Source organism: Candidatus Thiopontia autotrophica, assembly GCA_014384675.1.
GTDB lineage: Bacteria > Pseudomonadota > Gammaproteobacteria.
In genome coordinates, this window is the sequence record JACNFK010000035.1 from 1 (window position 1) to 25,222 (window position 25,222).

Sequence of the window (25,222 nt, forward strand, 5' to 3'; positions counted from 1 at the left end):
TGCGCATAATGTATATTATGTTAAATAATGTCTGATGGTCATAATAATGACTCACCCATCATAAGCCCCCCTTCTTCTATTTGGTATCTTCCTGGCCAGCGGTTGCCAGCCATGTTGTTTGTTCTTAATTCCTATCTTTCTTCTCTTTATCAAGCTGTCCTGATTTTTCTGCCTCATCCAGTCCGCGCTCAATCTCCTCTCGTTCATCAACAGACTCTTTGGATCGATCAACCATCACCGTTGCCTTGTTGTAGGTTTTTGAGTGTTTGGCGACAAAGTTGCGGGGCTTTTTACTCATCAGGGTCAGGATATCTTGTTTTGATTATTTGGTTGAGGCACCAAACCAGAACTCCTCCCCCTTCTCCAGAAACATCTCTGCCGGCATTAGATGGGTACCATCGCAGGAGAAATTGACCTCTACCAGGCCGCTTATAATATTGAAGGTGCCGGTGCGCAGGTAGATGGTATCGTCTGCGCTACGTAATTGTGCGAAGCGATCAAGAATGGGACGAACCATATCAGTGGTAATCTTTGCGTTATCCGGATAGGTGCGGCGTGGATAGGCAAGACAGATTGAGGGATCAAGAATCTCCTGAAGAACGTGTGTATGTTCATCGTAGGGATCTTCCAGTAGCCATAGTGTAGCCCTGGAGCTAGGGAAACGAATTGCCGCCCGAAACACTCCACGCTCTATTACAAGCTCATCCATCAGACTGAGCACATCATCAACGTGTTCATCCATGGGGCCGGGAATAAAATGCTGTTTGAAAAGTTGTTGTCGAATTGCCGGATCACCCTTCAGCTGCTGCCAGGTACATCCCGGGAATATTGCATGTTCATCCTGAGGAAGATGTCTCAGGTCAAAATCCCCCACCAGATATCCTGTGATCTCACCGCTATATGTGATGGGATGGATGGCTGTAATGCATGTTCTGTGCAACATTGGACTTATATACACATCTGTCAGAGTCATGCGATCAAGCTTCCCTTCCAGCAGAGATGAGAGGAGGAATTCGTGCCTTACATCTTTGGCGTCAGCTGCATCATCACTGGTCATGATATTACTATGCAGCTTTGCATCAGTGGTTATTGTATAGAGACGAGTACAGAATGAGAGATCTGCCCATGGCTGAAGCTTCTTGTCCAGCATGCGGTTTATCTTTTTTTTATGATCCCATACAGATGAGCACTGGATCGCAACCCTTTTCATTATGGGTGACAAGTACTCAACCAGATGCTTGCGTCGCGTCGTAATGGTGTCAGCAAGAAATGACTTCATCAGACAGCTCTCCTCCCTAGATATAGTTACCGAGTATAACTGTAGCAGTGAAGAGGGTTTGCTACAAGCGCATCAATGGCGATTGTAATTAGTGGAGACCATAATGTAACTGGGTATCTATCGAATAATCTCGTAACATGGAGTGTATGAATTATTCGGCAGACGCATGCGGAATTGTTCCACAAAGTCTTTCAGAATCAGATCCAGAGGGTCAATAATCTCCGGGTCACCACTTAACTGATAAGGCCCCTTCTCCTCCACTTCACGAATTCCCTGTTCTCTAACATTACCAGCAACTATCCCCGAGAAGGCGCGGCGTAAATTGGCGGCCAACAGATGTGGGTCCTGATCCTTATGGAGATCAAGTTCTGCCATTGATTCATGGGTGGGATGAAACGGTTTCTGAAAGATTGGGTCTATATGCAACTGCCAATTAAAGAAGTATGCGTCACCTGACTCCTTGCGATGAGCAATAACATGATTCACCTCCTGATGAACCTCACGAGCAACTGTCTCTGGATCATTCAAGATAATCTTGAAGCGCTGTTGTGCCTCATACCCCAGGCTCTTGCCGATAAAATTATTAATTCGTTCAAAATAGTCATGGCTCGATGCCGGCCCTGTCATTATTAATGGGAACGGAATATTTTTATTGTCCGGATGAAGAAGTATTCCCAGTAGATACAGAAGCTCCTCTGCACTACCTGGACCACCAGGAAAGAGGACAAAAACATGTCCTATTCTGACAAATGCTTCCAGCCTCTTCTCAATATCCGGTAGTACTACCAGGTTACTAACAATCGGATTTGGAGGCTCTGCAGCAATAATGCCGGGCTCGGTTAGCCCAATATAGCGACCATCCCTGTTTCTCTGTTTGGCATGTCCAAAAGTTGCCCCTTTCATTGGTCCTTTCATGGCGCCGCCACCACATCCAGTGCAGATATTAAGATCACGCAGACCCATCTGGTACCCTACCTCTTTGGTATATGAGTACTCCTCTTCATTGATTGAGTGCCCGCCCCAGCACACCGCAAGACCAGACAGGTCAAGACGGTTGAAGACTGTGGCACGACGCAGGATATGAAAGACTGCATTGCTTATTCCGCTACTCTCATTATTGCTCTGGTCAAAGTAGTTGGAGAGGCGAGTTTCATTTGCAGAATATATGTCACGGGCAACCGAGAATAGATGTTCACGAATACCATTAATCAGCCCCCCGTCAACAAATGCCCTGGTTGGTGCATTGACTAACTCAAACTGAATTCCCCAATCTTGCTTTCTGGGGAAGATGTCGAAATCATGATACTGTTCCAGCACCCGTCTGGAGTCATCAATATCGGTTCCGGTATTCAGGACTGCAAGTGCACAACGACGGAAAAGCTCATGAAGCTCGCCCCTCTCCATGCTGCTATCCAGTATATTTTGTACCTCATGTTGAGATAGCACCCCCAGAGTGCCATCTGGTGAGATAGTGGCATTAATTCGGTCAGCTCTGTTATTGGTTATGTTTACCATTCCAGGATAACCTTGCCGGACTCTCCTGAACGCATCACATCAAACCCCTTCTGGTAATCATCTATCGGAAAGCGATGGGTAATCAGTGGTTGAACATTAAGTCCACTCTCAAGCATTGCTGTCATTTGATACCAGGTGTCGAAAATCTCACGCCCATATATCCCCTTTATCGTAATCATTTTGAAGATCACAAGATTCCAGTCAATACAGGTATTGGATGGCGGGATACCGAGTAGCGCCATCTTGCCACCATGAGCCAGGGTCTTCAGCATCGAGGAGAAGGCATTGGGGCTGCCAGACATCTCCAGACCAACACCAAAACCATTATTTATATTGAGTGAGCTCATCACATCATCAATAGATTCATCCTCAATATTCACAGTACGTATATCAGGATCAACCTCTGCAGCCAGTCCAAGCCGGTATGGATTAATGTCGGTCAGGACAACATTGCGTGCCCCTGCATGGAGGCAGATTGCCGCTCCCATAATGCCGATAGGTCCGGCACCGGTAACCAGCACATCCTCACCAACAACAGGAAATGAGAGTGCGGTATGGACCGCATTTCCCAGCGGGTCAAGGATGGATGCAATTTCATCAGATACGGCATCTGAGAGAGGGAAAAGGTTCTCGGCAGGTATTGACAGTAGCTCTGCAAATGCCCCCTCACGATTCACCCCAATACCCCTGGTATTTGGACAGAGGTGACGTCTTCCAGTAAGGCACTGGCGACATTTTCCACAGGTTATATGCCCCTCACCAGAGACCCTGTCTCCTGGTTTAAACCCCCTGACTTCGCTGCCAGTTGCCTCAATAACACCGGCAAACTCGTGGCCCACGGTCATCGGCACAGGAATGGTTTTTTGCGCCCACTCATCCCAGTTGTAGATATGAATGTCGGTCCCACAGATAGCGCTCTTTGTGATCCTCACCAAGGCATCATTAGGGCCAATTTCTGGCTCAGCAACCTCCTCCATCCAGATGCCCTGCCTGGCATGGCTCTTGACTAATGCCTTCACTGGATAACTCCCAATTTGCGCCCCACCCTGGTGAAGGCATCAATTGCCCTGTCCAACTGTTCTGTAGTGTGAGCTGCGGTCATCTGGGTTCTGATACGAGCCTGCCCATGTGGAACCACAGGGAAGGAGAAGCCAACCACATAAACCCCCTCATCAAGCAACAGGTCAGCCATCTGACCAGCAAGTTTTGCATCTCCTATCATTACCGGAATAATTGGATGCCTGCCCGGGACCAGGCTAAATCCTGCCTGCTCCATCCCTTTACGGAAGTGACGACTATTTTCAATTAGCTGTTCACGCAGTGAGTTACCAGACTCCAGAAGATCCAACACCTTCAGTGAGGTTGCGGCGATAACCGGTGCCAGAGTATTGGAGAAGAGGTATGGGCGAGAACGTTGTCGAAGCCACTCTATAATCTCTTTTCGACCCGAGGTGTAACCTCCGGAAGCCCCACCCATTGCCTTGCCCAGGGTGCCGGTAATAATATCCACTCTTCCCATAACACCACACAGCTCGGGGGTCCCTTTGCCATGGTCACCTACAAATCCAACTGCATGGGAGTCATCAACCATAACCAAGGCATTATATTTGTCGGCAAGATCACATATCTTTTCAAGTTTGGCTATTGAGCCATCCATGGAGAAGACGCCATCGGTAGCAATTAGGCGGTAGCGTGAAGATTGCGCCTCCTTTAGCTTCTCCTCAAGATCATCCATGTCACTATTCAGGTAGCGAAGACGTTTAGCCTTACAGAGGCGGACCCCATCAATAATGCTGGCATGGTTAAGTTGATCACTGATGATTGCATCCTCAGCACCAAGAATAGTCTCAAACAACCCTGTATTGGCATCAAAACATGAGGAGTAGAGAATCGTATCGTCTGTCTCCAAAAACTCACTGATACGCTGCTCCAGCTGCTTGTGAACTTTCTGGGTGCCAACGATAAAACGGACAGAGGCCATACCGTAACCCTTATCTTCAAGTGCCTGTTGAGCACTCTCTATCAGGGTGTGATGGTTGGCCAACCCCAGGTAGTTGTTGGCGCAGAGGTTAATTACCTCCTTGCCATCTTCAATTTTTATAACGGCCTGTTGTGGTGAGGTGACCACCCTCTCACTTTTATAGAGCCCCTCTTCATGTAGTTCTTGGGTCTGTTTTGCAAGATGGTCAAGCAGAGATCCGGACATAGTAATTCTCTTGTTTTTATTCTTTTATAAACTTGTTTTAGGGGGCTGTAGAACTTAATTTTTATTTTTCCACCCTCTTCGTTAAATAGTACCCACTATTCTCCTTAAACGGTGAAAAAATCTCTCTCAAACCAGTTTTCTCTCGCTACGGTGACCTGAATCAGACAGGCTTCTAGAGTATCCCTACCAGCGATGAATCACAAGCCTGCATCAACAGGTACGGTATCATATGCAGATGGCAAATTTTGTTGACGATCTCCTGAGGATTGACAGGAAACATCTCTGGCACCCCTATACATCCATGACAGATCCATTGGCAGTCTATCCTGTGCGCTCTGCCAGAGGAGCAGTCTTGACTCTGGAGGATGGCACAAGACTGATTGATGGAATGTCATCATGGTGGTCGGCAATTCATGGATACAATGTGCCGGAGATTAATGCTGCCATGGAGCAGCAGATTGGAGAGTTTTCCCACGTAATGTTTGGAGGGCTAACCCACAGACCTGCAGTTGGAGTTGCAGAACGACTGTTGGATATTACCCCCTCCTCTCTTAACCATGTTTTTTTATCTGACTCCGGCTCAATCGCGGTAGAGGTTGCATTGAAGATGGCAGTTCAGTACTGGATTGCTGATGGCAAACCTGAAAAAAGCAAGATGGCTGTGCTACGTGGTGGTTATCACGGCGACACATTTGCAACCATGGCGCTGGCTGATCCTGAAAATGGTATGCATGTACTGTTTAACGATCATCTTGCGCACCATTTTTTTATTCCAAGGCCTGCTTGCAAATTTGGCCAGCAGTGGGATCCATCCACCATGGAACCACTACAGCAGCTTCTGGATAAGAGCCATGACGGCATTGCTGCTCTGGTGCTGGAACCGGTCGTACAGGGTGCTGGCGGAATCTATTTTTACCACCCCAATTTTCTGCAGGAGGCGCGGAAGCTTTGTGATAGATACAATGTTTTGTTGATTGCAGATGAGGTAGCCACAGGTTTCGGAAGAACCGGAGAGCTCTTCGGCTGTAACCATGCCAATATTTCTCCAGATATACTCTGTGTTGGCAAAGCTCTTACTGGTGGAGCAGTGACATTGGCTGCAACAGTTACCACCACCACAGTTGCAGAGACAATATCATCATATGGCGATGGGGCTCTAATGCATGGCCCAACCTTTATGGGGAATCCTCTAGCCTGCAGTGCGGCCAATGCAAGTATTGATCTCCTGTTGTCATCACCATGGAGGCAACGTGTTCATGGTATAGAGGATGGATTAAGCAGAGGGTTGGCCCCCTGTAGAGAGTTTGATTCAGTCAGGGATCTGCGCGTGTTGGGGGCTATTGGGGTAGTAGAGATGGTACACCCTGTTGATCTCGCAACAATAGAGCCAATGTTTGTTGAGCACGGGGTATGGGTACGACCATTCGGACGACTTATATATCTGATGCCGCCATTTATTATCAGTGATGATGAGCTGGAGCAGTTAACCAGTGCAGTAGTTAAGGTAGTAGCCTCTCTATCCTGTTAAGCACAGTCACCGGGGATGGAAGTGCCTCTCCAGCCGTGCCGGTAACGATTTCGCTACTATAATTAAGGAGACGTACATTAGTAGCGTGCCACTTCCCACCCCTGTAGAGCCGCCCCTTTGCGGCCCGTACAATTTTGCCAGCAAGCAGTTTAAATCTGTTTTGATCAGTGGCCTCACCCCACCTGAATAGACCATCGGCAACGTAGGCATAATCATCCAAAGACGCCACTACAGAACTATTTTCGCCTCTGAGCCGTAATAATTTCTTGTCATCTCCACTCCAGTAGTTGGTGCTTAGAGTGTCTGCCAGTTGATCCCCAATCTCCCGGTACTCAGCATCTGCTATTTCACCGTTTCGCAGCAACTCGGAAAGAGCTGAGAGTAGCAGTCCATTCCATCCAGATAGCACCTTGTGGTCTCTCGGCAGAGTGCGTTCAAGACGGGCCCTCTGCAGTTTTTTTCTAATGCTCAGAATATCCTCCAACTCTCGCCTGGTGGCTTTGTTGGTATCTGGCATAAAGAGATGAACATCCCCGTCAAGCATGGTGCTATGTGGGTACCACATGGTATCAAACAGAGATTTCTCACCATCATCCAGAAGTTGCTCCAGCTCATCTCTGTCCCAGAGATAGTAACCACCCTCTTGGCCATTGCCATCAACGGCGGATAGACTGGAGATGAATATGCCATCACTGTTTCGCATCTGTTTTACCATAAAATCGATAGTCTCTAGCCCCACAGCCAGGTAGTCTGCCCTATGAAATATTTTTCCGGCACGCAGATATAGTTGTGCCAGCTGTGCATTGTCATAGAGCATCTTCTCGAAATGGGGAATGTTCCAGTCAGGATCAATTGTGTAGCGAAAGAATCCTCCCCCAACTGCATCACGGAGCCCGAGTGTTGCCATACTGTCCAGGGTAACTATCAGATGTTCTTTTAGCAGACTGTTGTCCGATTTTATGTATAGAGATAGCTCTTCCATAAGATGTGGCGTCTCTGGGAACTTGCTCTCCCCACCAAACCCTCCAGAGAGCATGTCAGCATCATCAAGAAGCATCTCGGCTGACGCCTCCATACCATTACTATTTACATTAGAATAACTTGATAGTACATTGTATTTATTGAGATCTTTAATAACGCTTTTTGCTAACGCCCTTAACTCTCCAGGATTGTTATGCCACCTCTTTTCAAGACGCAATAGCAGCTGTTCAAGACGGTCAGGAGGGAGGTAGACAAACCCAAGTAGAGGGGTTCCATCAGGAAGAAGGATGACCTGAAGAGGCCATCCTGCACTGCCGGTTGTTTTCCGGACAAAATCGATCAGGTCTCGATCAACCACAGGGCTAAGTTCGCGATCAATTTTGACCGAGACAAATGAGCGGTTAAGGATTCTGGAGATTTTATGGTTCTTGAAACTCTCTCGCTGCATCACATGACACCAGTGGCAAGAGAAATATCCACTGGAGAGAAAAATCAGTTTGCTGTTCTCATCTGCATGACGGAGGGTTCCCCTCTCCCATGTTCTCCACCCAACCGGATCATCTGCATGCATCTGCAGATATGGCGATGGTGAGTCGGCCAGTGGTGATATCTGCTCCGCAGGTATCGGTACGGAGGCGAAAGAGAGAGGGCTACTGAAAAGCAGCAGTAGCCCTCTATAGATTATGTTGCGAAGAGAATACAACCCCAACTCTTAGATTAGTTGTAGCCCAAGAATCCCTTCCATCTTCTCCGCAGTCTCTGACTTTCCTGTCCTGCTATCTCCTACCAGAGCGACCGTTATACTGACCTCGTCAAGGCTTCCGCCGGAGCGTTCACGCTTCTCAACAGCTAGCTCCTTGATATGGTCGATCAGATCCTCAGCCAGGCGGGTTGGAGCCAGCTGCTCCACCTCGTCACGATCGTGGTAGCCACAACGCTGCAGATCATCATCACTATTCTCGCTATATACACCAGCCATCAACTGACTAAAGGCAACACCAAGATGTAGCTCCTTTTTATCAACCAGCTCTTTGGCAGCAGAGATGAAATGTGCCTCATTACTAAGGTACTGTTCATATAGATCAGGATGGAGAGGAGTATCGTTCTCGTCACGTAAAAGAGGGAAAGGGTTGGCCCAGTAGCTACTCTCTTTTGATCCACGATGAGTATGGGTGCTTCCGGCAGCGACGCGTTCACCAAGACGGAAGTGGTCAATTGCATCGGTGACAGACATGTTTGCATCAATGGTAGATACCCCCTTCTCTATCAAATCAAAGTTATTCATGTAGAGCAGCATATCCAGTGGATCGCCATTCATCACCTCAATATCCTCAGTGACAGGAACAATTTGTCTGGCATTTGATCCAGTATCCTTGTTGTACCCAACCTCTCTACCAATCATCAGTAGTTTTGCCTGCTCGCTAAAACCGTCCAGACATGCAAATGCCCCGGTTTCTGTGCCAAAGAATATTGGCCTGGTTTGATTGTCATCCCCTTTCTGCAGAGAGATACGGCCCATATCATCAGCCTTGATAAGCATCTCACCAATATAGGGCTGATTCTCTTCGTCAAAATGGACCATATAGCGGGTACAACCACAATGTAGTGGAAGCTCTCCCTTTTGGATGGCAAGCACATTATGCAGAGTCAATATCGGCTTTTTGCAGTAACCAAAATATTTAAGCTCATCACGATTCGGAACAAGCCCAACCAGTATCTGGTTCTCTTCATCCCAAAAATATCCAAGATCATTCGGCTCGGCATTGGGGTCACCAAAGATAAAGACCCCATCTGGACGGCGATTTTCCTTGATATCACTAATACTGGCAAATGGAAACAGATTGAGGAGCCCAGGCTCCATCTCAACACTGCCACGTGACTTATGCAGATAAGCAACTATCAACCATGCTCCAACCTGGAGAGGAACTGATACCCAATCGTCAGGATTGAACTGATCCATTTTGAGAGGATTATGATCCAGCTCATAGAATGGCTCTGCGCGCTTGTTTGATGGCGTAGAATAATCTACACCAGTACGAATATCTGCAGCAATGGTAAGGGGCACATGTGATAGCGGCACATAATCTGCAGGCAGATTGAAGTAGTGTCCGGAGATCTCTCCCGCAGTGACATTTGGTGAAGCATCAAGACCATGACTTCTGCGAACACCATGTTCCATACCAACTTTGCGAAGCAGACGTCTTCTGGTCTGCAATATCAAATCAGAGAGAGTGGTTGCTTTCTCTGTCACCTTGTCCTTGACGGAATCAGGGGTTTCGAGTCCTGTAGAGATGACATCATTCTGCAATCTGACCAGGCGCGAATAACTGCTGGAACGAAAATGGTGGAATGCTCCATCGATGAAACGAACCAGGTTACGGGAACGCTCCATATCATTCTCGGCAATCTCTTCCTGGTCGAGAACCTGCAGAATATCGCGGGCACAAACACCCTTGATGAAATCGATCTTGTGTGTTGCTTCGTTGTGTTGACGCTCATCCCTGTGGTCGAGGTTGTCAATAAATTCGTTTTTGTAAGTTTTGAGGAATCGTGAAAAAGGGAGGCTCTTTACAAGCTGCTCCGGGGTGTTACATCCTTCACGAATTTCTAGAATCTGCTCCATTTGATCCATCCGATGCCAAAAAAGGAGCTGAATTCTACCACAAATTCAACTCAAGCTCCTCCATCGTTGAAGCTAGGAGCCTCTTTCATGGGAGAAATTGATTCATGTATGGACAACAGTGCAGGGACAAAAAGCAGAACCAGGAATGTAGAGACGGCCAATCCGAATGATATCGATATCGCCATGGGGATCAGGTATTGTGCCTGCAAGGAACGCTCAAACAGGAGCGGTAACAGTCCAGCAATTGTAGTGAGTGAGGTGAGTAATACAGCCCTGAGGCGTGCTCCTGCTGCTTGAACAATAGCCTCTCTAACCTCTATTCCCTGAGCGCGTAGTTTGCGGAAGAATGTAAGGAGAATAATTGAATCATTTACCACGATACCAGAGAGCGCAAATAGACCAAACAGCGAGAGTAGCGTGATATCCATCCCCATAATCCAGTGCCCAAGGAAGGAGCCAATCACTCCAAACGGGATGGCGGCCATCACTACCAGAGGCCAGCCGTAGGAGGAGAACACCCACGCCAGAACGATATAGATCAATAATAGCGCCAGAGCCCCGCCCTGAACCATATCTCCCATAGTCTCCCGCTCATCTGCATTTTTGCCCTCAAAACTATATTGCACCGGATATTTCTGGGTAATTTCTGGCAATACTGTCTCCTCTAACTGCTTTATAAGGTCTGATACATTCTGATTGTCTGTATCAACGTCTGCCATAACGTTTACAGCCATCACTCCATCACTGTGACGAATTACCTCAAAGCCTCGACGCGGCTGAAATTCAACCAGATTAACCAGAGGTATCGCCTCACCACCAGCCGCCATGAACATGAAACTATGGAGAGAAGAGATTCTTCTGCGCTCCTCATCTGGCAACAACACCCTCACCTCGAGCTCTTCATCTCCCTCGTTATATATCTGTATCCGTTTTCCATCAAATGCGGCATGCAGCTGACTACTTATCTCCTGCAGGGAGATCCCTCGTTGCTGCCCCTCTGCACTGAGTGAGAAGATCATCTGCTCCTTGCCATAAGGCATATCGTCCTCAACCGATAGAACCCCTTCTGTTGAGCGTAATACATCCATTATTTCATTGGAGGCAGATTTGATCTGGTCCATATTTTCCCCACGTCCGGTTAGACGAATCTCTACATCTTTTCCAGCTGGCCCATGTTTGCGTTTCTCTATGGTAAGGGTCTCGAGACCAGCGGCCTCTGGGGTCATTTTTTTCCATTGAGAGATGAATTCCCGCACCCTCAGGGTTCTATTTTCTGCAGGAATCAACTCTATAATCATTGAACCGAATTGGTCCCCGACCCTTCTGGTTCCTGCCCCTCTGGAACCAGACACTCCTCTGCGTGACTCAACTGCTGCTATAAGATCCCCGCCCAACTCTGACTCTGTCTGATATAGAGAGTGCTCCAGCTTCTTCATATATTCATCAACCGTGCTTTTTGGAGTTCCAGAGACAAAATCCACATTGGCGTAAAAGAGGTTCCCTTCGGGAGATGGGAAAAAACTGAAGGAGAGGCGTCCTCCGGCAACCAGCCCCAGAGTCAGTATAAGTAGAGCAATAGTTGAACTTATTACAATGCCACGATGGTAAAGTGCCCAGCGAACCAGTGGTTGAAAACGGTTCTCTCTAAAGGAGTTGAAGGTGTTATCAATCCTCTTGCGGATCTTGCTGGTTTTGTGATGGTGAGCCCTGGAAAATGTATGTTGAAGGTGGCCCGGTAACACCATAAAACACTCAATCAGTGACGCTATCAGTACACATACAATAATAATTGGGATATCTATAAGTATCTTGCCCATCTGCCCCCCAATCAACAGAAGAGGTAGAAATGCTGCAATGGTGGTGAGTGAGGAAGAGAGCACTGGATAGAACATGCGCCTGGCACCGCCTTCAGCTGCATGAACTGCCCCTTCGCCTCTCTGGTAATGGGCAAGTGCATCCTCGCCTACCACAATTGCATCATCAACTATTATTCCCAGAGCCATAATCAGGGCAAAAAGGCTAACCATATTGATTGAGCCGCCGATAGCGTAGAGTATTGCCAGGGTCGCCAGAAATGATGTGGGGATTCCAACGGCAACCCAGAATGCAACTCGTCCATTCAGGAAGAGAAAGAGGATTCCTATAACCAGTATGAGGCCACCAGCTCCGTTATGGATTAAGAGCGTCAACCGCTCTTTAATCATGCTCCAGCTCTCATCAAAGCGGTGAACCTCCACTCCAGGGGGCAAAGTTGTGGTAGCCAGCTCATCCATCCATGCAATCATGATCTCTGCCGACTCCAGAGAGTCTGCATGCTCTGCACGCATTAATCTCATCTCTATGGCAGGTACCCCGTGGAAAAAAGTACTGGTCTCGTTTCTCTGTTCTCTATGAGTTATGTCGGCAATTGAGCCGAGTGAGACCTGTCTTCCATCTGCCCCTTTCTGGAATACAAGTGATGAAAATTGCTGTTCACCGCGCAGCTGCCCCGGAGTTCTAAGTTGTCTGCTGTTGTCATCTTCCCCAACCTGACCAGCCGGATCATTTCTGCTCATCTGTCTGATCTGCTCTCCAATTTGCTCATGGGAGGCTCCAAGATCTACAGCAATATCCATTGGGATCTGTATGGCAATCTCCGTATCCGGAAGGCCATTTATGTATATTTTCGCAATTCCTCTGCGCAATAACTCTCTTTCGTACTCACGAATAAGTGAGCGAATTTCATCAACTCCTTCGGTTGAGGAGATTACTACCCTGGCAATAGGGTCATGACGAACTTTTCTGTATATTTTTGGGGTCTCAGCATCAACCGGAAGAGAACGGACACTATTAACAGACTCTTTTACCCGTTCTGTGGCCCACTGCATATCACTGGTATCATCAAATTCCAGAGATATTGAGGAGACCCCCTCTGCACTGGTGGAGGTCATCAGATTAACCCCATCAACCTGTCGCAGCTCCTGTTCAAGCGGTGTGGTTATTGAGGCGGCAACATCCTCTGTAGATGCACCTGGCCAGGAGACGCGGACCTTAACAATCTCTACAGAAAAACTTGGAAAGAACTGTCGGTTCATATGGGTAACTCCCCATATTCCAGCCAGTATCATGATCAACATGAGAAGATTTGCCGCAACCTTGTGGCGAGCAAAACGACCAATGAGATCGTTATTCATATCGAACCTTGATTCCCTTCATTGCCTCTGGAAGATGGGTAGTTACAATCCTGTCACCCATTCTCAGATTGGCGCCACTAACCACAATTGTTGACTCGTTACCTGTTACATCCAATGGGGATCCCCATCCCAGATTATTAACCTTGATCGGTTCCAGTCTTCCGTCCGCATCAATACGATATATTCTACTGTTTTCATAAAGTGCCTCATACGGGATAACAATAGTGTCAGTAACAGCAGGAAGTGTTACCGATAGCTCCAGCGCACGACCAGGTAGAGGGTGAATTTCTGACTCAATAATTTCAAATACCCCTTCAACTCCACCAACAGCATCTACCCTGTCCGCAATCAGTCTGGTTAAAACTGCCTTGATGGGGCTGTTGTCTACGGTGCCGTTCATATGAATCTTCTCTCCACGATCAAGACCGCCTCTTATCTGCTCTATAGCAGTTCTTGGTATCTGTGCACGAACCTGGATTGATTGTGGGTCATATAGCGAAATTAGAGTATCCCCAGAGCGTACTCTTCCTCCGACAGCAACTGAAACTTTGTGGACGATAGCCTGATAAGGGGCAACCAGTCTGGTGCGTTGCAGATCAAGCTCTCTCTGCTCCAATAGAGCTTGCAGACGCTCCTTCTGAGCCAGCAGTCGACGCTTCTGAGGCTCAAATTGGTCAATCTGTTGTCTGCGGCCCCTTATCTGAATTTGCATGTTTTCGATCTGCTGTCGAGCCTGGTCTATAGCAGATTGAGATACCATGCTGTTACCTTTGAGCTGCATGATCCGCTCAAGCTCATCTCTCTTTAACTGGAGCAGCTGCTGCTCCCTCTTTAATGTATCCAGATCAGCTTGATAACCAATCTCCTCAAGTCTGATCTTCTCGTCAGTCTCACGAATTTCAGCTTGGCGCTGTGATACCAAAAGAGTACTTTCCCTTGAGTCCAGCTCGATCAATAGGCCACCTTTTTCAGGATTGTCGCCATCATGAGACAAGACGTCTACTACCCCGGCATTAAGCGTTGATTTTATCTCTGTAAATGTGGCCGCCTCTGTTGTGCCATACAGTGTAAGGCGGGGGTGATTATTGGCCAGAGAAGCCTCCACTGTATTAACACGCCAGACTACCTCTTCAGAGCGGACGATTGGACGATCTTCTTTGGATGTTTTAAGAGCAATAAAACCGGCAACGGCAATTGCCAATATCAAAACAGGTACAATAAAGCGGAGAATCTTTTTCATTCTATTCTTCTAGTTATGATGTTCTCGACAGTTTACCATGTAGTTTCTACACAAAAAAAGCCTGTTATAAAACAGGCTTTTTTTGTCTCTAAAGTAGCTTACCTTACTGGTTTGCGATTTTAAGTTTATCTCTACCACCATATTTCTTCTCTGCAGCAACCACCCATTTTGGTGATCTGCCACGACCAGTCCAGGTCTCGGCAGAATTATCCGGATTACGGTAAACAGGTTTCACCTTGGCGCGTTTCGCTGCAGGCCTGCCTTTGCCTTTGCCTTTGCCTTTAGTGGATGCAGCCAACTTCTTGATTGTGGCTGCACCATATTTCTTGGCAAGTGCCGCCAGCTCTTTTTGTGCCTTGGCTTGGGCTGCACCATCTTTCTTTCTGCGGTCAGCTTCAGTCGTCATTTTTTTAAGCTCAGCTGTCATTTTCTTGATAGCTGAAGCAAGCTTGGCATCACTCATTTTATTCATGTTCATACAAAGTCCTCTAACAAAATAGTTCTTGAATATCTCTCAAATTCAATGCTGATCAATTTTTTTATAATAGGCAGCCTTGAAATGTATTGGGACTATAATACATATAGTTATTGGTTGTAAATAATTTATTTATTTTTTTTGTTTACTTTATGTCTTGCCTCTATTGCAACTATTTATACAGAAACGCCTTACCCATTATCTCTGACAGCAGAGATGACGTTCCTTACCCTTGCGAGCTTATCAAGAATTTTACTGAATCTATCCTTCGACTTTAGCCCAACAGTCAATGTTATATGGGCTGTATGGTTATCCCTGTCTGTGGATGTGTTAATAGAATCTATGTTGCCGCCCTCGTTTCTAAACAGGGTTGTAATATCACTAAGAAGTCCTGATCGGTCATAAGCCTTGATGATTATTTTATATTCACTCTCCCCGGCATCGACAGCCCCCCATGAAACCTCAATAACCCGTTCCGGTTCAGTCTCAATAAGATGGAGCGCATTGGGACACTCTTGGTGGTGAATTGTTACCCCACGACCACGGGTAATAAAACCGATAACAGGGTCTGGATCAACTGGATGGCAGCAATTAGCTATGCTGGTCATTAGTTTACCAACACCACGGATGGATATCTGGTTACTATCAATAACATCTGGCTCAGAATGTTTTTTTACTTTTCTCTTTTTACTATATACAGATGTTAATGATGATATTGCCCCTGCAATCTGTCCGCAGGTTATATCTCCCTGCCCAATTGCACCATATAGAGATTCTGGACTTTTCTGTTCATAACGCTCAACCAGTTTTTTAATTGCAAGATCTGGCTGTCCTGCACGCACCATTTCACGTTCAAGAATGGCTCTTCCAGCAGCTACGTTCTCTTCAAAATCCTGCTTTCTAAACCATTGCCGCACTCGGTAACGTGCTCGTGAGGTGTGAAGATACCCAAGATTTGGGTTCATCCAGTCCCTGGTGGGGCCTCCCTCTTTTACTGTAAGAATCTCTACCCGTTGCCCTGACTCCAGGGGGTGGTTTAAAGGCACTATCTTTCCATCCACCTTGGCACCTCGAGTTCGGTGTCCCAGTCCACTATGGATGGTATATGCAAAATCGAGCGCAGTCCCCCCTTCTGGAAGCTCTATCACTTCACCTTCCGGGGTCAGTACATAGATATGCTCCTCCACCATCTCATCCCTGAACTGTTCGGCCATTCCCTCCTGCTCAGAGACCTCATCTTTCCATTCGAGCAGCTGCCTCAGCCAGTGGATTTTTTTCTCGAATCCAGGGTCATACCTTGTCCCCTCCTTGTATCTCCAGTGCGCTGCCACTCCTAGTTCGGCCGCATCATGCATCTCGTGGGTACGTATCTGAATCTCTAGAATCCGTCCCTGCGGGCCATGTACGGCCGTATGTATAGAACGATAGTTGTTACCCTTGGGGTTTGCGATGTAGTCATCAAACTCTCTGGAGATATGGGACCAAAGACCATGCACAACCCCGAGCGCCGCATAACAGTCAGATACTGTATCTACCAGAATACGAACTGCGTGGAGATCATAAAGTGAATCAACCTCTACACTCTTCCTCTGCATCTTTTTCCATATACTGTAGAGATGTTTGGTGCGACCAGTCACAGAACCCTTGATTGATTCATTTTTCAGGGCATTCTCGATAGCGGTGATGGAGTGGTTTATATATGTATCGCGCTCAACCCGTTTCTGATCTATCTGTCGAGATAACCTCTGGTATGCATCTGGTTCAAGCTTGCGAAATGCAAGGTCCTCAAGTTGCCACTTCATGGCTCCCATTCCAAGACGGTTTGCCAGTGGGGCAAGTACATTTCTTGTAAGCATGGCATTCTCTATCTGCTGCTCTTCCGAGAGAGATCCAGAATTGCTCATAAGATTTAGATGCTCAGCCAATTTAATAACTACAACACGTACATCTTCAGCCATTGCCAGCAACATTTTTCGCAGATTTTCATGCTGTGACTCCTGTTGCATCTCAATGTTGTAAAGATGGGAGTGAAGTGCTGTCATCTCTACAGTACCCTGGATCAGTCGATAGACCACTTCTCCAAAGATCTCTTCAAGATTATGATCCAGTGACAGTGGCGCCCGCTGGTGATATGTGTAGAGCATTGCGGCAGAGATCATCTCATGATCCTGTGGAGCAAACTCATGTACCAGTTTGGCAACAGCAGAAGCATCATCCATGGCAGCTCTGTTGCCATCACTCTCTATCCAGCTCCATGCCTTCTCAATGACAACTGACTGTTTAATAAAATCCATCACTTTTTTCTGCGTCCTCTATTGACCACTTTGCCATATCTGTTTCTCGCTCTTTTCTGCTCAGCAGGAACCAGTTGCTCTTTGCCGGATCCTATCCAGCTACTTAACCCCATATCTTTCAAGGCTTGGCGCAGCAGTGGCCAGTTATTGGGGTCGTGGTAGCGCAGAAACGCCTTATGCAATCTCCGCCTTCTCCCCCCTTTTGGAATTGGCATTGAATCTGTATCACCCTTGATCTTGCGTAGCGGATTGTGTGTTGAGTGGTACATGGTAGTTGCCAGAGACATTGGGGTAGGCAGAAAGTTCTGTACCTGATCAGGACGGAACCTGTTCTTTTTTAGCCAGAGCGCAAGATCTGCCATATCCCTGTCTGTGGTTCCTGGATGGGCCGCAATAAAATACGGTATCAGATACTGCTCCTTTCCTGCTTTTTTGGAGAAGCGGTCAAACATCTCTCGAAATCGATAGAAGACATCTATTCCTGGTTTCATCATCTTGCTGAGCGGGCCATCTTCAGTATGTTCCGGAGCGATTTTCAGATACCCGCCAACATGGTGGGTTACCAGCTCCTCAATATATTCTGGAGAACGTACAGCCAGATCGTAGCGCAAGCCGGAGGCAATAAATATTCGCTTAACTCCAGGCAGCTCACGCGCCTTTCGGTATAGATTAATCAGCGGTTGATGGTTGGTATCCATATGTTTGCAGATTTCAGGATATACACAGGATAGTCGCCTGCAAGCCGACTCTATCTCTCTGCTTTTGCAGCGCATCCTGTACATGTTTGCAGTTGGTCCTCCGAGATCGGAGATATTCCCTGTGAATCCCGGGATTGACTTGATCTCCTCAATCTCGCGAAGAATAGAGCTCTCCGAACGGTTCTGAATAATTCTTCCTTCATGCTCTGTTATTGAGCAGAAAGTACATCCGCCAAAACAGCCTCGCATAATGTTGATCGAGAACCTGATCATCTCATAAGCGGGAAGCCTTGCACCTTTGTAGGATGGGTGTGGTTGACGTGTATAAGGCAACTCATAGACCCGATCCAACTCCTCCGTAGTAAGAGGCTCCGGAGGCGGATTAAGCCACAGCTGCTGGTCCCCATGCGGCTGAAGTAGTGCACGTGCATTTCCAGGATTTGTCTCAAGGTGGAAAAAACGTGAGGTGTGGGCGTACAGTCTCTTATCCCCTTTTACCTGTTCAAAGGATGGCAGGGTGATGACTGTATGGCTACGCTCCACACCTTTTCTGGTGTTACCACTGCTGCGTTCTCCCTTTGGCAGCTCTGACAAATCCAGAATATCCCAGCCTGAAATACTTTCAGAGAGCTCGCCAGATTTAAGAAGATAGGCACTTCCACGAAGGTCACGGATTGTTTCTACTGGCTCCCCCGATGCAAGCCTGTGTGCCACCTCTACAATGGCACGCTCTGCATTTCCATAAAGCAGAAGATCGGCACGTGCATCAACAAGAATTGACCTGCGCACCTTGTCTGACCAGTAATCATAGTGAGCAAGTCTGCGCAGACTTGCCTCGATCCCTCCGATAATAATCGGGACCTCATTGTAGGCCTCACGACAACGTTGGCTATAGACTATGGTGGAACGGTCCGGTCGCCTGCCCCCTTCACCGCCCGGGGTATAGGCATCATCCTTGCGGATTTTCTGGTCAGAGGTGTAGCGGTTCACCATGGAGTCCATGTTTCCCGCTGTTACCCCAAAGAACAGGTTGGGCTTTCCCAATGAACGAAACTGATCTACACACTGCCACTCTGGCTGAGAGATGATACCAACCCGAAACCCCTGAGACTCCAACAGGCGTCCTACCAGAGCCATTCCAAAACTTGGGTGGTCAACATAACCATCACCGGTAATCAGAATAATGTCGCATGAGTCCCACCCCAACTCATCCATCTCTTCTCGAGACATAGGCAGAACAGGCGCCACCCCAAAGCGGTGCGCCCAATACTTGCGTCTGGAGAAGAGTGATTTCATTGGCTTATTATACTCTCAGCCATGAGAGATAGACGAAGAGTGGAAAAGTAGAAAAAACCCAGGGCTATCTATTTTGATAGTTTGATAGTTACAGGGAAGGCAAATGCCACCTTATCGTTTTTCATCTCATCAGGTAGCGGTGCAAATGGTTGAGCTATCTGAATCATCTGTTTTACTGCATCATCCAGCTCTACATGGTTAGAACTTTCGATAATCTCGGTCTCCAGTAGCTCTCCTGCACGATTCAGTACAAACCTGACAACAACTCTCCCTTCAATTAGGTGTTTTTCCGCAATGGTTTGGGGGTATATGGTTAGACCGTTGAGCTTGAGACGCATTTTGTCACGATAGGCAAAACCAACTCCGGTTGCTCCAGAATACTTCTTGCGCCAACTTTTGCCCCCCCTCTTTTTGGCGACAGTGGTTGTTTTGATTTTACTGCTATCGCTAGTTTCAGCAATCTGTGGGACAGGCGCCTCAAATTTTAACTCCTCCGCCTGAATCTCTGGCAGAGACTCCATCTCCAGCTCCTCAAAGTGAATCTGCTCTATCTCTATCTCAGCAAGAATGACCTCTGCTTCATCTGTCTGAAAAGATGTTATGTCAGTTGATGGAAGGAAGTTGTCAAGGCTCACATTTGGAATCATCAACCCCTCGTCAGCATCTACAGGTTGCATGGCTACTATGGAGAGATCAGATACAGTATCAACAGCCACCTCAGTCAACTCTGTTGATATTGGTATTATCATGCGGGGAACAGTAGCCTCCAGCTCTACTGTTGACTGCTCCTCCATCTCCGCATCTTCTCCAGCAGGCTCTTCAACAGGGGCGGCAGCCTCTAGTTCGACTACTGGCTGTTGATCCATATCGGCGTCTGCCCCTGCCGGCTCTTCAACGGGAACAACCTCCAGGGCAACCCCGGGTGATACTGACTCTGCAAGTGGTTGAGGGGAGTCATCCAGAGATATCATAGGCACTACTTCACTGGTGATGGCCTCAGGTTGATCCAGCACCAGTTTTTCCAGAATTTCCGGATCGGCCAGCATTACCGTAAAAGTGCTCTCAGTTATGCGCTTGACTATGGGTGCCAACTGATAAGATGGCATAAACTGAATAAGCAGAATATGGACCAACATTGAGCCTGTCAGTGCAACAAACCACTCGCGTGACTGGATAACCATAGCTATGGGGCAACCTCGGTAACCAGATCAACCTTGCGTACCCCACCCCTGCGAACCTGCTCCAGAAGCTCAATCACATCGTGAGAATCGACTCGGCTATCAGCATGAACCTCTATTGATGGCGGAATACGATTCTGGTACGCATTGTCTATAAGGTAGCGTAGCTGATAGTTATTTTTTATCTCTCTGTCACCGACAGCCATATTGCCATCCTGATCAATAAAGATTGATAGATCCATCTGATCTACCGTTGCATCGCTACTGGAGTGTGGATGCTCTATCTCCCAGAGTCCTGGACTACTGACAGTGCCTGCAACAAGAAAGAATATGATCAAAAGAAATATGACACTTACCAGTGGCGTCATATCCATCTCTGAATGTTTTTTTCTATGGTAATTGAACTGCATAATCTGTTTGCAGAGCCTCTAGCGAATAAGACTGACCAGATTGGCCCCGCCAGCACGGAGTTGATCCATCACGACGACCACCTGTTGCAGTGGAAGGTCAGCATCAGGGCGGACAATAAATCTGGAGTTTGGTCTTTTTTGCAGCAGTTGATTTGCCTTGGCAGCAAGTTGTTCAGCATTAACCTCTCTTCCGTTGAAGTCAATCCTTCCGCCCTCGTGGATACGAACCAGTGATGCCCCTTGCCAGGCACTATTGCCCTCACCTTTTTCTGCAGGAATATCGAGAGACAGCTTTCTCTGCTGAGAGAAGCTTGTGGTCAGCATAAAGAAGATAAGAAGCAGGAAAACGATATCTATAAGTGAGGTCAGGCTAAGCCAGCGCCTCTTCGATTGATATCCAGCAGCATTAAATTGCATGACGGACGCCCTGCGAGCTATCCAGCGCGGCGAATTGCGCTGAGTGTTCTGGTTACACTATCCCCCATATCCTGCCTGACACGTTCCACTATCCCCTCTAGCCAATTTACCGTGGCCAGTGCAGGAATAGCGATGGCAAGTCCAAAGGCTGTTGTAATCAGGGCCTCCCAGATTCCACCTGCCAGCATGGTTACATCGACCTGCACACCTGCCGCCTCAAGCTGCATAAATGCCTGAATCATTCCAAGCACTGTTCCCAACAGCCCCAGCAGAGGGCTTAGGTGGGCTACAGCATCAAGCCCTCTAATGTATGATGTCAGATGCTCAAGCTGGCTTCTGCCCTCACTCTCCAGCTCCTCCTTGGCAGCGCTGTTATCATCAATGGAGGTTCCCGTATCACATAGCTCGATAGCCCGCTCCATAACTCGCGCAACCGGATTTTTTCGACCGGAGAGTTCTGTAGCAGCAATACTCTTCTGCCCGCGCTCAATATTCTGTATGGCTCTATCTATAAAGTCATTGGAGCCAAACAGCACCTTACGTGACTGAAAATGGTAGAGCTTGAGTAAAAAAATTGCGAAACCATAAACCGAGAGTGCCAATAAAATAATGGCTACAGTTCCGCCCTTACTAATGAGTAGCTCAATATCCATATTGAATCCTTACTTGAAGAGTTTGATAGCGCCCTTTGCGCCAGTTGTTAAAAACCGCATACAGCCATCTATACTGCTTTCACTGTCTCTGCAAGAGAGTATCTTGTTAAGCAGGATACTGCCGACATTGTCACAGTTGGTGTTTTTCATTGAAACCAGCTTAACCACAGTCTTGTTGGCTGGGACATCACTAAAGATAGCAGCGAAGTGGGCAGTAATGATGTCATCCTTGTTAAATGCAAACAACTCTGGCTTGAATTCAGCAAATGAGGTATCAGTTTTATTATTAAAACGAACATAGGCGATACAGCTCTCATCTCTCTGCTCAAGTTTGTTTATTTCCAGGTATAGCTCTCTGGTTGGCTGTTGCTCCGCTACTGCTTCAGAAGCAGGCTCTTCCACAACAGCGGCAGGTTGCTCTTCTTCTACAACAGCATCACCCTCTTCTGCATAAGCCACAGAAAAGGAAAACAGTATTGATACCAGGAATCCTATCCACTCTATTTTCTTTGCCTTCATGTTCGTATTTTGCCTCTTGTTTCCAGTCCAGTGTATATATTAAAGTCTATTCCAGTATGCATATTTCCAGGTGAGGATTTGGGTATTAGCCACAATGCAGAGCAAGGTATTCAAGGTCGCTATCCTCTACCTCTCCCAACTCCCAATCACCGCGATTATCTGCATGACCAATTGCTGCCTGTTGCGCCTCCTCAGTGATGTCGTGAGGGATCGCCAGGACCTGACCAGCATAGATCAGATCAGCATCAATAATCTGTTCTCTGTTCGCACATAACAGTAGTGGCCACAGTGCTGCATCCCCATAAACTTTCTCATTGGATGCAATACCCCAGAGGCTATCCCCCTCAACCACCTCAATTTCACTTATGGATGGGTTTGGAATATCTGCTGATCTGGGAAGCCCAACCTCGACAGATGCCGTTGGCTTAAGCTCTTCGATTTTTGCAGTCTCAATATCGACAATCTCAACTGGTTTCTCCGGTGCAGGCAGTCCTGCCTTCTCTGCTGCATCCACAGCTATCGCATATTTGGAACGGATCTCGAGGATCTCATCACACTCTGGCTGAGCATAACTTTTATCCCAGAAGCCTGTATGGATACAGTCGCCATAAGGTGTGCGGACAATAACCCCATATCCATCTATCAGGTATCCCTCAAAACTTCCCGCCTCGATCACTGCTGAAAAAAGAAGTGCCGGCAGTGCAAAAAGAGCTGTGTAGTTGACTTTTTTCATAAAAATTCCCTTTCTATTGCTACTCTATACGTTCGAATCCAATTCTCCCAATACTACTGGAGGAACTGTTTTTTTTCCATTCTCTTTTGAAGAAAAAAGAGGAATGATAATGGTATGATCCGCCCATCAGGAAACAGATCAGAAAATAACATTTTTTATGGAGAAAAGATGAGCAAAAATAGTTTCGGAAACGGTATTTGGATTGTGCTAACCACACTGTCTCTATCTATAGCGTCACACTCTGTTGTGTTGGCGGAGGGTGCGATCAATACAGGGGCAACGTCACCATCACCATATCCGCAAAAAGAGGAGATTCCCGCCGATATCTGGAGCACTCTCTCCTCCCCCTTTGACCCCATAAACAATGGTCCAGGCTTCATGCCTCAGCCTGTAAGAGAGATAATGCAACCCATGGCTGAGGTGGTTAGTCCGCCTCTGGCCGCACCGGTGCAGATACCGGTTATGGTACAGCCACAGCCACAACCACAAATGCCACTACCACCGCAGCAGACAATCAGTTACGAGATGCCGCCACAGGAAAAAGCTGTAGCCAAGTATCCCGAGGAGTACTGGAACTGCCTTTTGAATAACCTGCAAGGTCTCGGAAGTGACGTGGCAGCCAAGTTAATCACCAGAGCCTGCCAGAAGAAGCACCCTAAACAGTAATAGTTGTATCCAGGGCAATCCCCAGGAACAGTGCCATTCCCAGCCAGTGGTTATGAAGGAACGCGTGAAAACAGCTTTTGGGGTCACGTTTACGGATAAGCCACTGGTGATAGATTGCCAGAATCGAGGCAACGGCAACTCCAAGGTAATAGAGAGTCCCAAGGCGGAATTCAGCCCCTGCAACAACCAGCAGTGACAACATGGCAAGCTGGAATATGCCGATGATCAGCCGGTCCCACTCACCAAACAGGATGGCTGTGGAACGAATCCCGACCTTCAGGTCATCCTCCCTGTCAACCATTGCATACATGGTGTCGTAAACCACAGCCCAGCAGAGAGTAGCCAGAAACAGTAACCATGCTCCTGCTGGTACATTGCCAGTCACTGCAGCAAAAGCCATTGGAATGGCCCAGCCAAATGCAGCCCCCAGAAACAGCTGAGGAAGATTGGTGTAGCGTTTCATAAAGGGATAGATAACAGCCAACCCTATGGCCCCAAATGAGAGCTGTATAGTCAGCGGATTCATGGTTAAAACAAGCAGAAATGCGATCACCACCAATGCAGTAAAGAGCAACAGTGCTGATCGTGTAGAGATTGCTCCGGTTGTGAGAGGGCGCACTGCTGTACGCGCAACATGCCGATCCACTTCTCGGTCTGCATAGTCATTAATAATGCAGCCAGCTGATCGCATCAGTACGACGCCTGCCAAAAATACAAGCAGCACCAAAAGTGGTGGAAATCCATCTGCAGCAATCCACAACCCCCAGAGTGTAGGCCACAGTAGCAGCAGAATCCCGACAGGTTTGTCGAGACGCATCAGCTGAATATAATTATTTAGTGTAGCCATAATCCCGGGTTGTTCTGGTCAGAGATTGCGTCGACGCATCCTGAAGAATCTTTTCAGTAGTTCACTACTCTCATCAGCCATAATTCCAGAATCAACTACGCACTGATGGTTAAGAGAGGTACCTTTTAGTAACTGCAAGAGTGATCCTGCTGCTCCGGAGCGTTGGTCGGCTGCGGCAAAAACAACCCGCTCAATTCTGGAATGGACGATTGCCCCTGCACACATTGGACATGGTTCCAGGGTGACGTATAGAGTTGTCCCCGGGAGCCTGTAATTCTGTTCGCTGGTTGCCGCTGCACGAATAGCCATGATCTCTGCATGGGCTGAAGGATCATGAAGTGATATCGGACTATTCCACCCCTCTCCTATAATTGTGTCATCTCTTACAATGACAGCTCCAACAGGAACCTCGCCATCACTCTCTGCATGGTGCGCCAGCTCAAGGGCACGCCTCATCCATCTTTGATCTTCTGCTATTCCCACTCGATTGT

22 protein-coding genes are annotated in these 25,222 nt (G+C 47.5%); 2 read left to right on the forward strand and 20 right to left on the reverse strand.

Translation table 11 applies throughout. The annotated features are described in order from the left end of the window. Nucleotides 1–124 precede the first annotated feature (124 nt). The 5 genes from H8D24_07460 to H8D24_07480 form a co-directional block, all read right to left on the reverse strand. Nucleotides 125–298: a hypothetical protein gene (locus tag H8D24_07460; protein MBC8520226.1), complete on the reverse strand. Its 174-nt coding sequence runs from the start codon at nucleotides 296–298 to the stop codon at nucleotides 125–127. Nucleotides 299–322: 24 nt separating this feature from the next. Further along, nucleotides 323–1,279, reverse strand: coding sequence for a hypothetical protein (locus H8D24_07465; protein MBC8520227.1), 957 nt, complete (start codon nucleotides 1,277–1,279; stop codon nucleotides 323–325). 117 nt (nucleotides 1,280–1,396) lie between these two features. Further along, nucleotides 1,397–2,761: a DUF3412 domain-containing protein gene (locus H8D24_07470; protein ID MBC8520228.1), complete on the reverse strand. Its 1,365-nt coding sequence runs from the start codon at nucleotides 2,759–2,761 to the stop codon at nucleotides 1,397–1,399. 26 nt (nucleotides 2,762–2,787) lie between these two features. Then, a complete protein-coding gene (tdh, locus tag H8D24_07475; protein ID MBC8520229.1) occupies nucleotides 2,788–3,813 on the reverse strand; it encodes an L-threonine 3-dehydrogenase in 1,026 nt (341 codons plus the stop codon). Then, complete coding sequence (locus tag H8D24_07480) at nucleotides 3,810–5,000, reverse strand: glycine C-acetyltransferase (protein ID MBC8520230.1); 1,191 nt, start codon at nucleotides 4,998–5,000, stop codon at nucleotides 3,810–3,812. Before H8D24_07480 ends, tdh begins: the two co-directional genes overlap by 4 nt. Before the next feature lie 235 nt (nucleotides 5,001–5,235). On the opposite strand from H8D24_07480, the gene bioA reads away from it, so the two are divergent. Then, the gene (bioA, locus tag H8D24_07485; GenBank protein MBC8520231.1) at nucleotides 5,236–6,528 is read left to right on the forward strand and encodes an adenosylmethionine--8-amino-7-oxononanoate transaminase; all 1,293 of its coding nucleotides are present in this window, start codon (nucleotides 5,236–5,238) and stop codon (nucleotides 6,526–6,528) included. Here bioA and H8D24_07490 read toward each other — a convergent pair. The 13 genes from H8D24_07490 to H8D24_07550 form a co-directional block, all read right to left on the reverse strand. Continuing rightward, nucleotides 6,500–8,212, reverse strand: a complete 1,713-nt coding sequence (locus H8D24_07490; protein MBC8520232.1) for a thioredoxin domain-containing protein — start codon at nucleotides 8,210–8,212, stop codon at nucleotides 6,500–6,502. The two genes, bioA and H8D24_07490, sit on opposite strands and share 29 nt — an antisense overlap. Before the next feature lie 9 nt (nucleotides 8,213–8,221). Continuing rightward, a complete protein-coding gene (locus H8D24_07495; GenBank protein ID MBC8520233.1) occupies nucleotides 8,222–10,132 on the reverse strand; it encodes a hypothetical protein in 1,911 nt (636 codons plus the stop codon). 50 nt (nucleotides 10,133–10,182) lie between these two features. Beyond that, nucleotides 10,183–13,305: an efflux RND transporter permease subunit gene (locus H8D24_07500; GenBank protein ID MBC8520234.1), complete on the reverse strand. Its 3,123-nt coding sequence runs from the start codon at nucleotides 13,303–13,305 to the stop codon at nucleotides 10,183–10,185. Further along, a complete protein-coding gene (locus H8D24_07505; GenBank protein ID MBC8520235.1) occupies nucleotides 13,298–14,545 on the reverse strand; it encodes an HlyD family efflux transporter periplasmic adaptor subunit in 1,248 nt (415 codons plus the stop codon). Before H8D24_07505 ends, H8D24_07500 begins: the two co-directional genes overlap by 8 nt. A gap of 103 nt (nucleotides 14,546–14,648) precedes the next feature. After that, complete coding sequence (locus H8D24_07510; protein MBC8520236.1) at nucleotides 14,649–15,023, reverse strand: H-NS histone family protein; 375 nt, start codon at nucleotides 15,021–15,023, stop codon at nucleotides 14,649–14,651. Nucleotides 15,024–15,211: 188 nt separating this feature from the next. Next, nucleotides 15,212–17,314 carry a bifunctional (p)ppGpp synthetase/guanosine-3',5'-bis(diphosphate) 3'-pyrophosphohydrolase gene (locus H8D24_07515; GenBank protein ID MBC8520237.1) on the reverse strand — a complete coding sequence of 701 codons (2,103 nt, stop codon included), beginning with the start codon at nucleotides 17,312–17,314 and terminating at the stop codon, nucleotides 15,212–15,214. Further along, nucleotides 17,314–19,308 carry a YgiQ family radical SAM protein gene (locus tag H8D24_07520; GenBank protein MBC8520238.1) on the reverse strand — a complete coding sequence of 665 codons (1,995 nt, stop codon included), beginning with the start codon at nucleotides 19,306–19,308 and terminating at the stop codon, nucleotides 17,314–17,316. Before H8D24_07520 ends, H8D24_07515 begins: the two co-directional genes overlap by 1 nt. 68 nt (nucleotides 19,309–19,376) lie before the next feature. Beyond that, nucleotides 19,377–20,489, reverse strand: a complete 1,113-nt coding sequence (locus H8D24_07525; GenBank protein MBC8520239.1) for a TonB family protein — start codon at nucleotides 20,487–20,489, stop codon at nucleotides 19,377–19,379. A 2-nt stretch (nucleotides 20,490–20,491) separates the two neighbouring features. Continuing rightward, nucleotides 20,492–20,854, reverse strand: coding sequence for a biopolymer transporter ExbD (locus tag H8D24_07530; protein ID MBC8520240.1), 363 nt, complete (start codon nucleotides 20,852–20,854; stop codon nucleotides 20,492–20,494). A 60-nt stretch (nucleotides 20,855–20,914) separates the two neighbouring features. Further along, nucleotides 20,915–21,313, reverse strand: coding sequence for a biopolymer transporter ExbD (locus H8D24_07535; GenBank protein MBC8520241.1), 399 nt, complete (start codon nucleotides 21,311–21,313; stop codon nucleotides 20,915–20,917). 17 nt (nucleotides 21,314–21,330) lie between these two features. Then, nucleotides 21,331–21,966 (reverse strand): MotA/TolQ/ExbB proton channel family protein, encoded by a 636-nt coding sequence (locus H8D24_07540; GenBank protein ID MBC8520242.1) that lies wholly within the window; start codon nucleotides 21,964–21,966, stop codon nucleotides 21,331–21,333. Nucleotides 21,967–21,975: 9 nt separating this feature from the next. Beyond that, nucleotides 21,976–22,485, reverse strand: coding sequence for a hypothetical protein (locus tag H8D24_07545; GenBank protein MBC8520243.1), 510 nt, complete (start codon nucleotides 22,483–22,485; stop codon nucleotides 21,976–21,978). 85 nt (nucleotides 22,486–22,570) lie between these two features. Beyond that, nucleotides 22,571–23,218 (reverse strand): LysM peptidoglycan-binding domain-containing protein, encoded by a 648-nt coding sequence (locus H8D24_07550; protein MBC8520244.1) that lies wholly within the window; start codon nucleotides 23,216–23,218, stop codon nucleotides 22,571–22,573. A 168-nt stretch (nucleotides 23,219–23,386) separates the two neighbouring features. Between H8D24_07550 and H8D24_07555 the strand changes: the two genes are divergently transcribed. Then, entirely contained in the window at nucleotides 23,387–23,884 is a 498-nt protein-coding gene (locus tag H8D24_07555; GenBank protein MBC8520245.1) for a hypothetical protein, read from the forward strand. Here the strand turns inward: H8D24_07555 and ubiA are convergent. Together ubiA and tadA are read right to left on the reverse strand one after the other, a co-directional pair. Beyond that, nucleotides 23,874–24,731, reverse strand: coding sequence for a 4-hydroxybenzoate octaprenyltransferase (ubiA, locus tag H8D24_07560; protein ID MBC8520246.1), 858 nt, complete (start codon nucleotides 24,729–24,731; stop codon nucleotides 23,874–23,876). The two genes, H8D24_07555 and ubiA, sit on opposite strands and share 11 nt — an antisense overlap. Before the next feature lie 18 nt (nucleotides 24,732–24,749). Continuing rightward, on the reverse strand, nucleotides 24,750–25,187 hold the full coding sequence (tadA, locus tag H8D24_07565; protein MBC8520247.1) for a tRNA adenosine(34) deaminase TadA: 438 nt from the start codon (nucleotides 25,185–25,187) through the stop codon (nucleotides 24,750–24,752). Nucleotides 25,188–25,222: the final 35 nt, after the last annotated feature.

What these genes read in the sequence shown, in the direction of transcription:
- ubiA (MBC8520246.1), bottom strand. Translation starts at nt 24,731, where the DNA reads ATGGCTACACTAAATAATTATATTCAGCTGATGCGTCTCGACAAACCT.
- H8D24_07505 (MBC8520235.1), bottom strand. Translation starts at nt 14,545, where the DNA reads ATGAAAAAGATTCTCCGCTTTATTGTACCTGTTTTGATATTGGCAATT.
- H8D24_07530 (MBC8520240.1), bottom strand. Translation starts at nt 20,854, where the DNA reads ATGACGCCACTGGTAAGTGTCATATTTCTTTTGATCATATTCTTTCTT.
- H8D24_07520 (MBC8520238.1), bottom strand. Translation starts at nt 19,308, where the DNA reads ATGAAATCACTCTTCTCCAGACGCAAGTATTGGGCGCACCGCTTTGGG.
- H8D24_07460 (MBC8520226.1), bottom strand. Translation starts at nt 298, where the DNA reads ATGAGTAAAAAGCCCCGCAACTTTGTCGCCAAACACTCAAAAACCTAC.
- H8D24_07480 (MBC8520230.1), bottom strand. Translation starts at nt 5,000, where the DNA reads ATGTCCGGATCTCTGCTTGACCATCTTGCAAAACAGACCCAAGAACTA.
- H8D24_07555 (MBC8520245.1), top strand. Translation starts at nt 23,387, where the DNA reads ATGAGCAAAAATAGTTTCGGAAACGGTATTTGGATTGTGCTAACCACA.
- H8D24_07510 (MBC8520236.1), bottom strand. Translation starts at nt 15,023, where the DNA reads ATGAACATGAATAAAATGAGTGATGCCAAGCTTGCTTCAGCTATCAAG.
- H8D24_07535 (MBC8520241.1), bottom strand. Translation starts at nt 21,313, where the DNA reads ATGCAATTTAATGCTGCTGGATATCAATCGAAGAGGCGCTGGCTTAGC.
- H8D24_07545 (MBC8520243.1), bottom strand. Translation starts at nt 22,485, where the DNA reads ATGAAGGCAAAGAAAATAGAGTGGATAGGATTCCTGGTATCAATACTG.
- H8D24_07500 (MBC8520234.1), bottom strand. Translation starts at nt 13,305, where the DNA reads ATGAATAACGATCTCATTGGTCGTTTTGCTCGCCACAAGGTTGCGGCA.
- H8D24_07525 (MBC8520239.1), bottom strand. Translation starts at nt 20,489, where the DNA reads ATGGTTATCCAGTCACGCGAGTGGTTTGTTGCACTGACAGGCTCAATG.
- H8D24_07540 (MBC8520242.1), bottom strand. Translation starts at nt 21,966, where the DNA reads ATGGATATTGAGCTACTCATTAGTAAGGGCGGAACTGTAGCCATTATT.
- H8D24_07515 (MBC8520237.1), bottom strand. Translation starts at nt 17,314, where the DNA reads ATGGATTTTATTAAACAGTCAGTTGTCATTGAGAAGGCATGGAGCTGG.
- bioA (MBC8520231.1), top strand. Translation starts at nt 5,236, where the DNA reads ATGGCAAATTTTGTTGACGATCTCCTGAGGATTGACAGGAAACATCTC.
- H8D24_07495 (MBC8520233.1), bottom strand. Translation starts at nt 10,132, where the DNA reads ATGGAGCAGATTCTAGAAATTCGTGAAGGATGTAACACCCCGGAGCAG.
- H8D24_07550 (MBC8520244.1), bottom strand. Translation starts at nt 23,218, where the DNA reads ATGAAAAAAGTCAACTACACAGCTCTTTTTGCACTGCCGGCACTTCTT.
- tadA (MBC8520247.1), bottom strand. Translation starts at nt 25,187, where the DNA reads ATGAGGCGTGCCCTTGAGCTGGCGCACCATGCAGAGAGTGATGGCGAG.
- H8D24_07465 (MBC8520227.1), bottom strand. Translation starts at nt 1,279, where the DNA reads ATGAAGTCATTTCTTGCTGACACCATTACGACGCGACGCAAGCATCTG.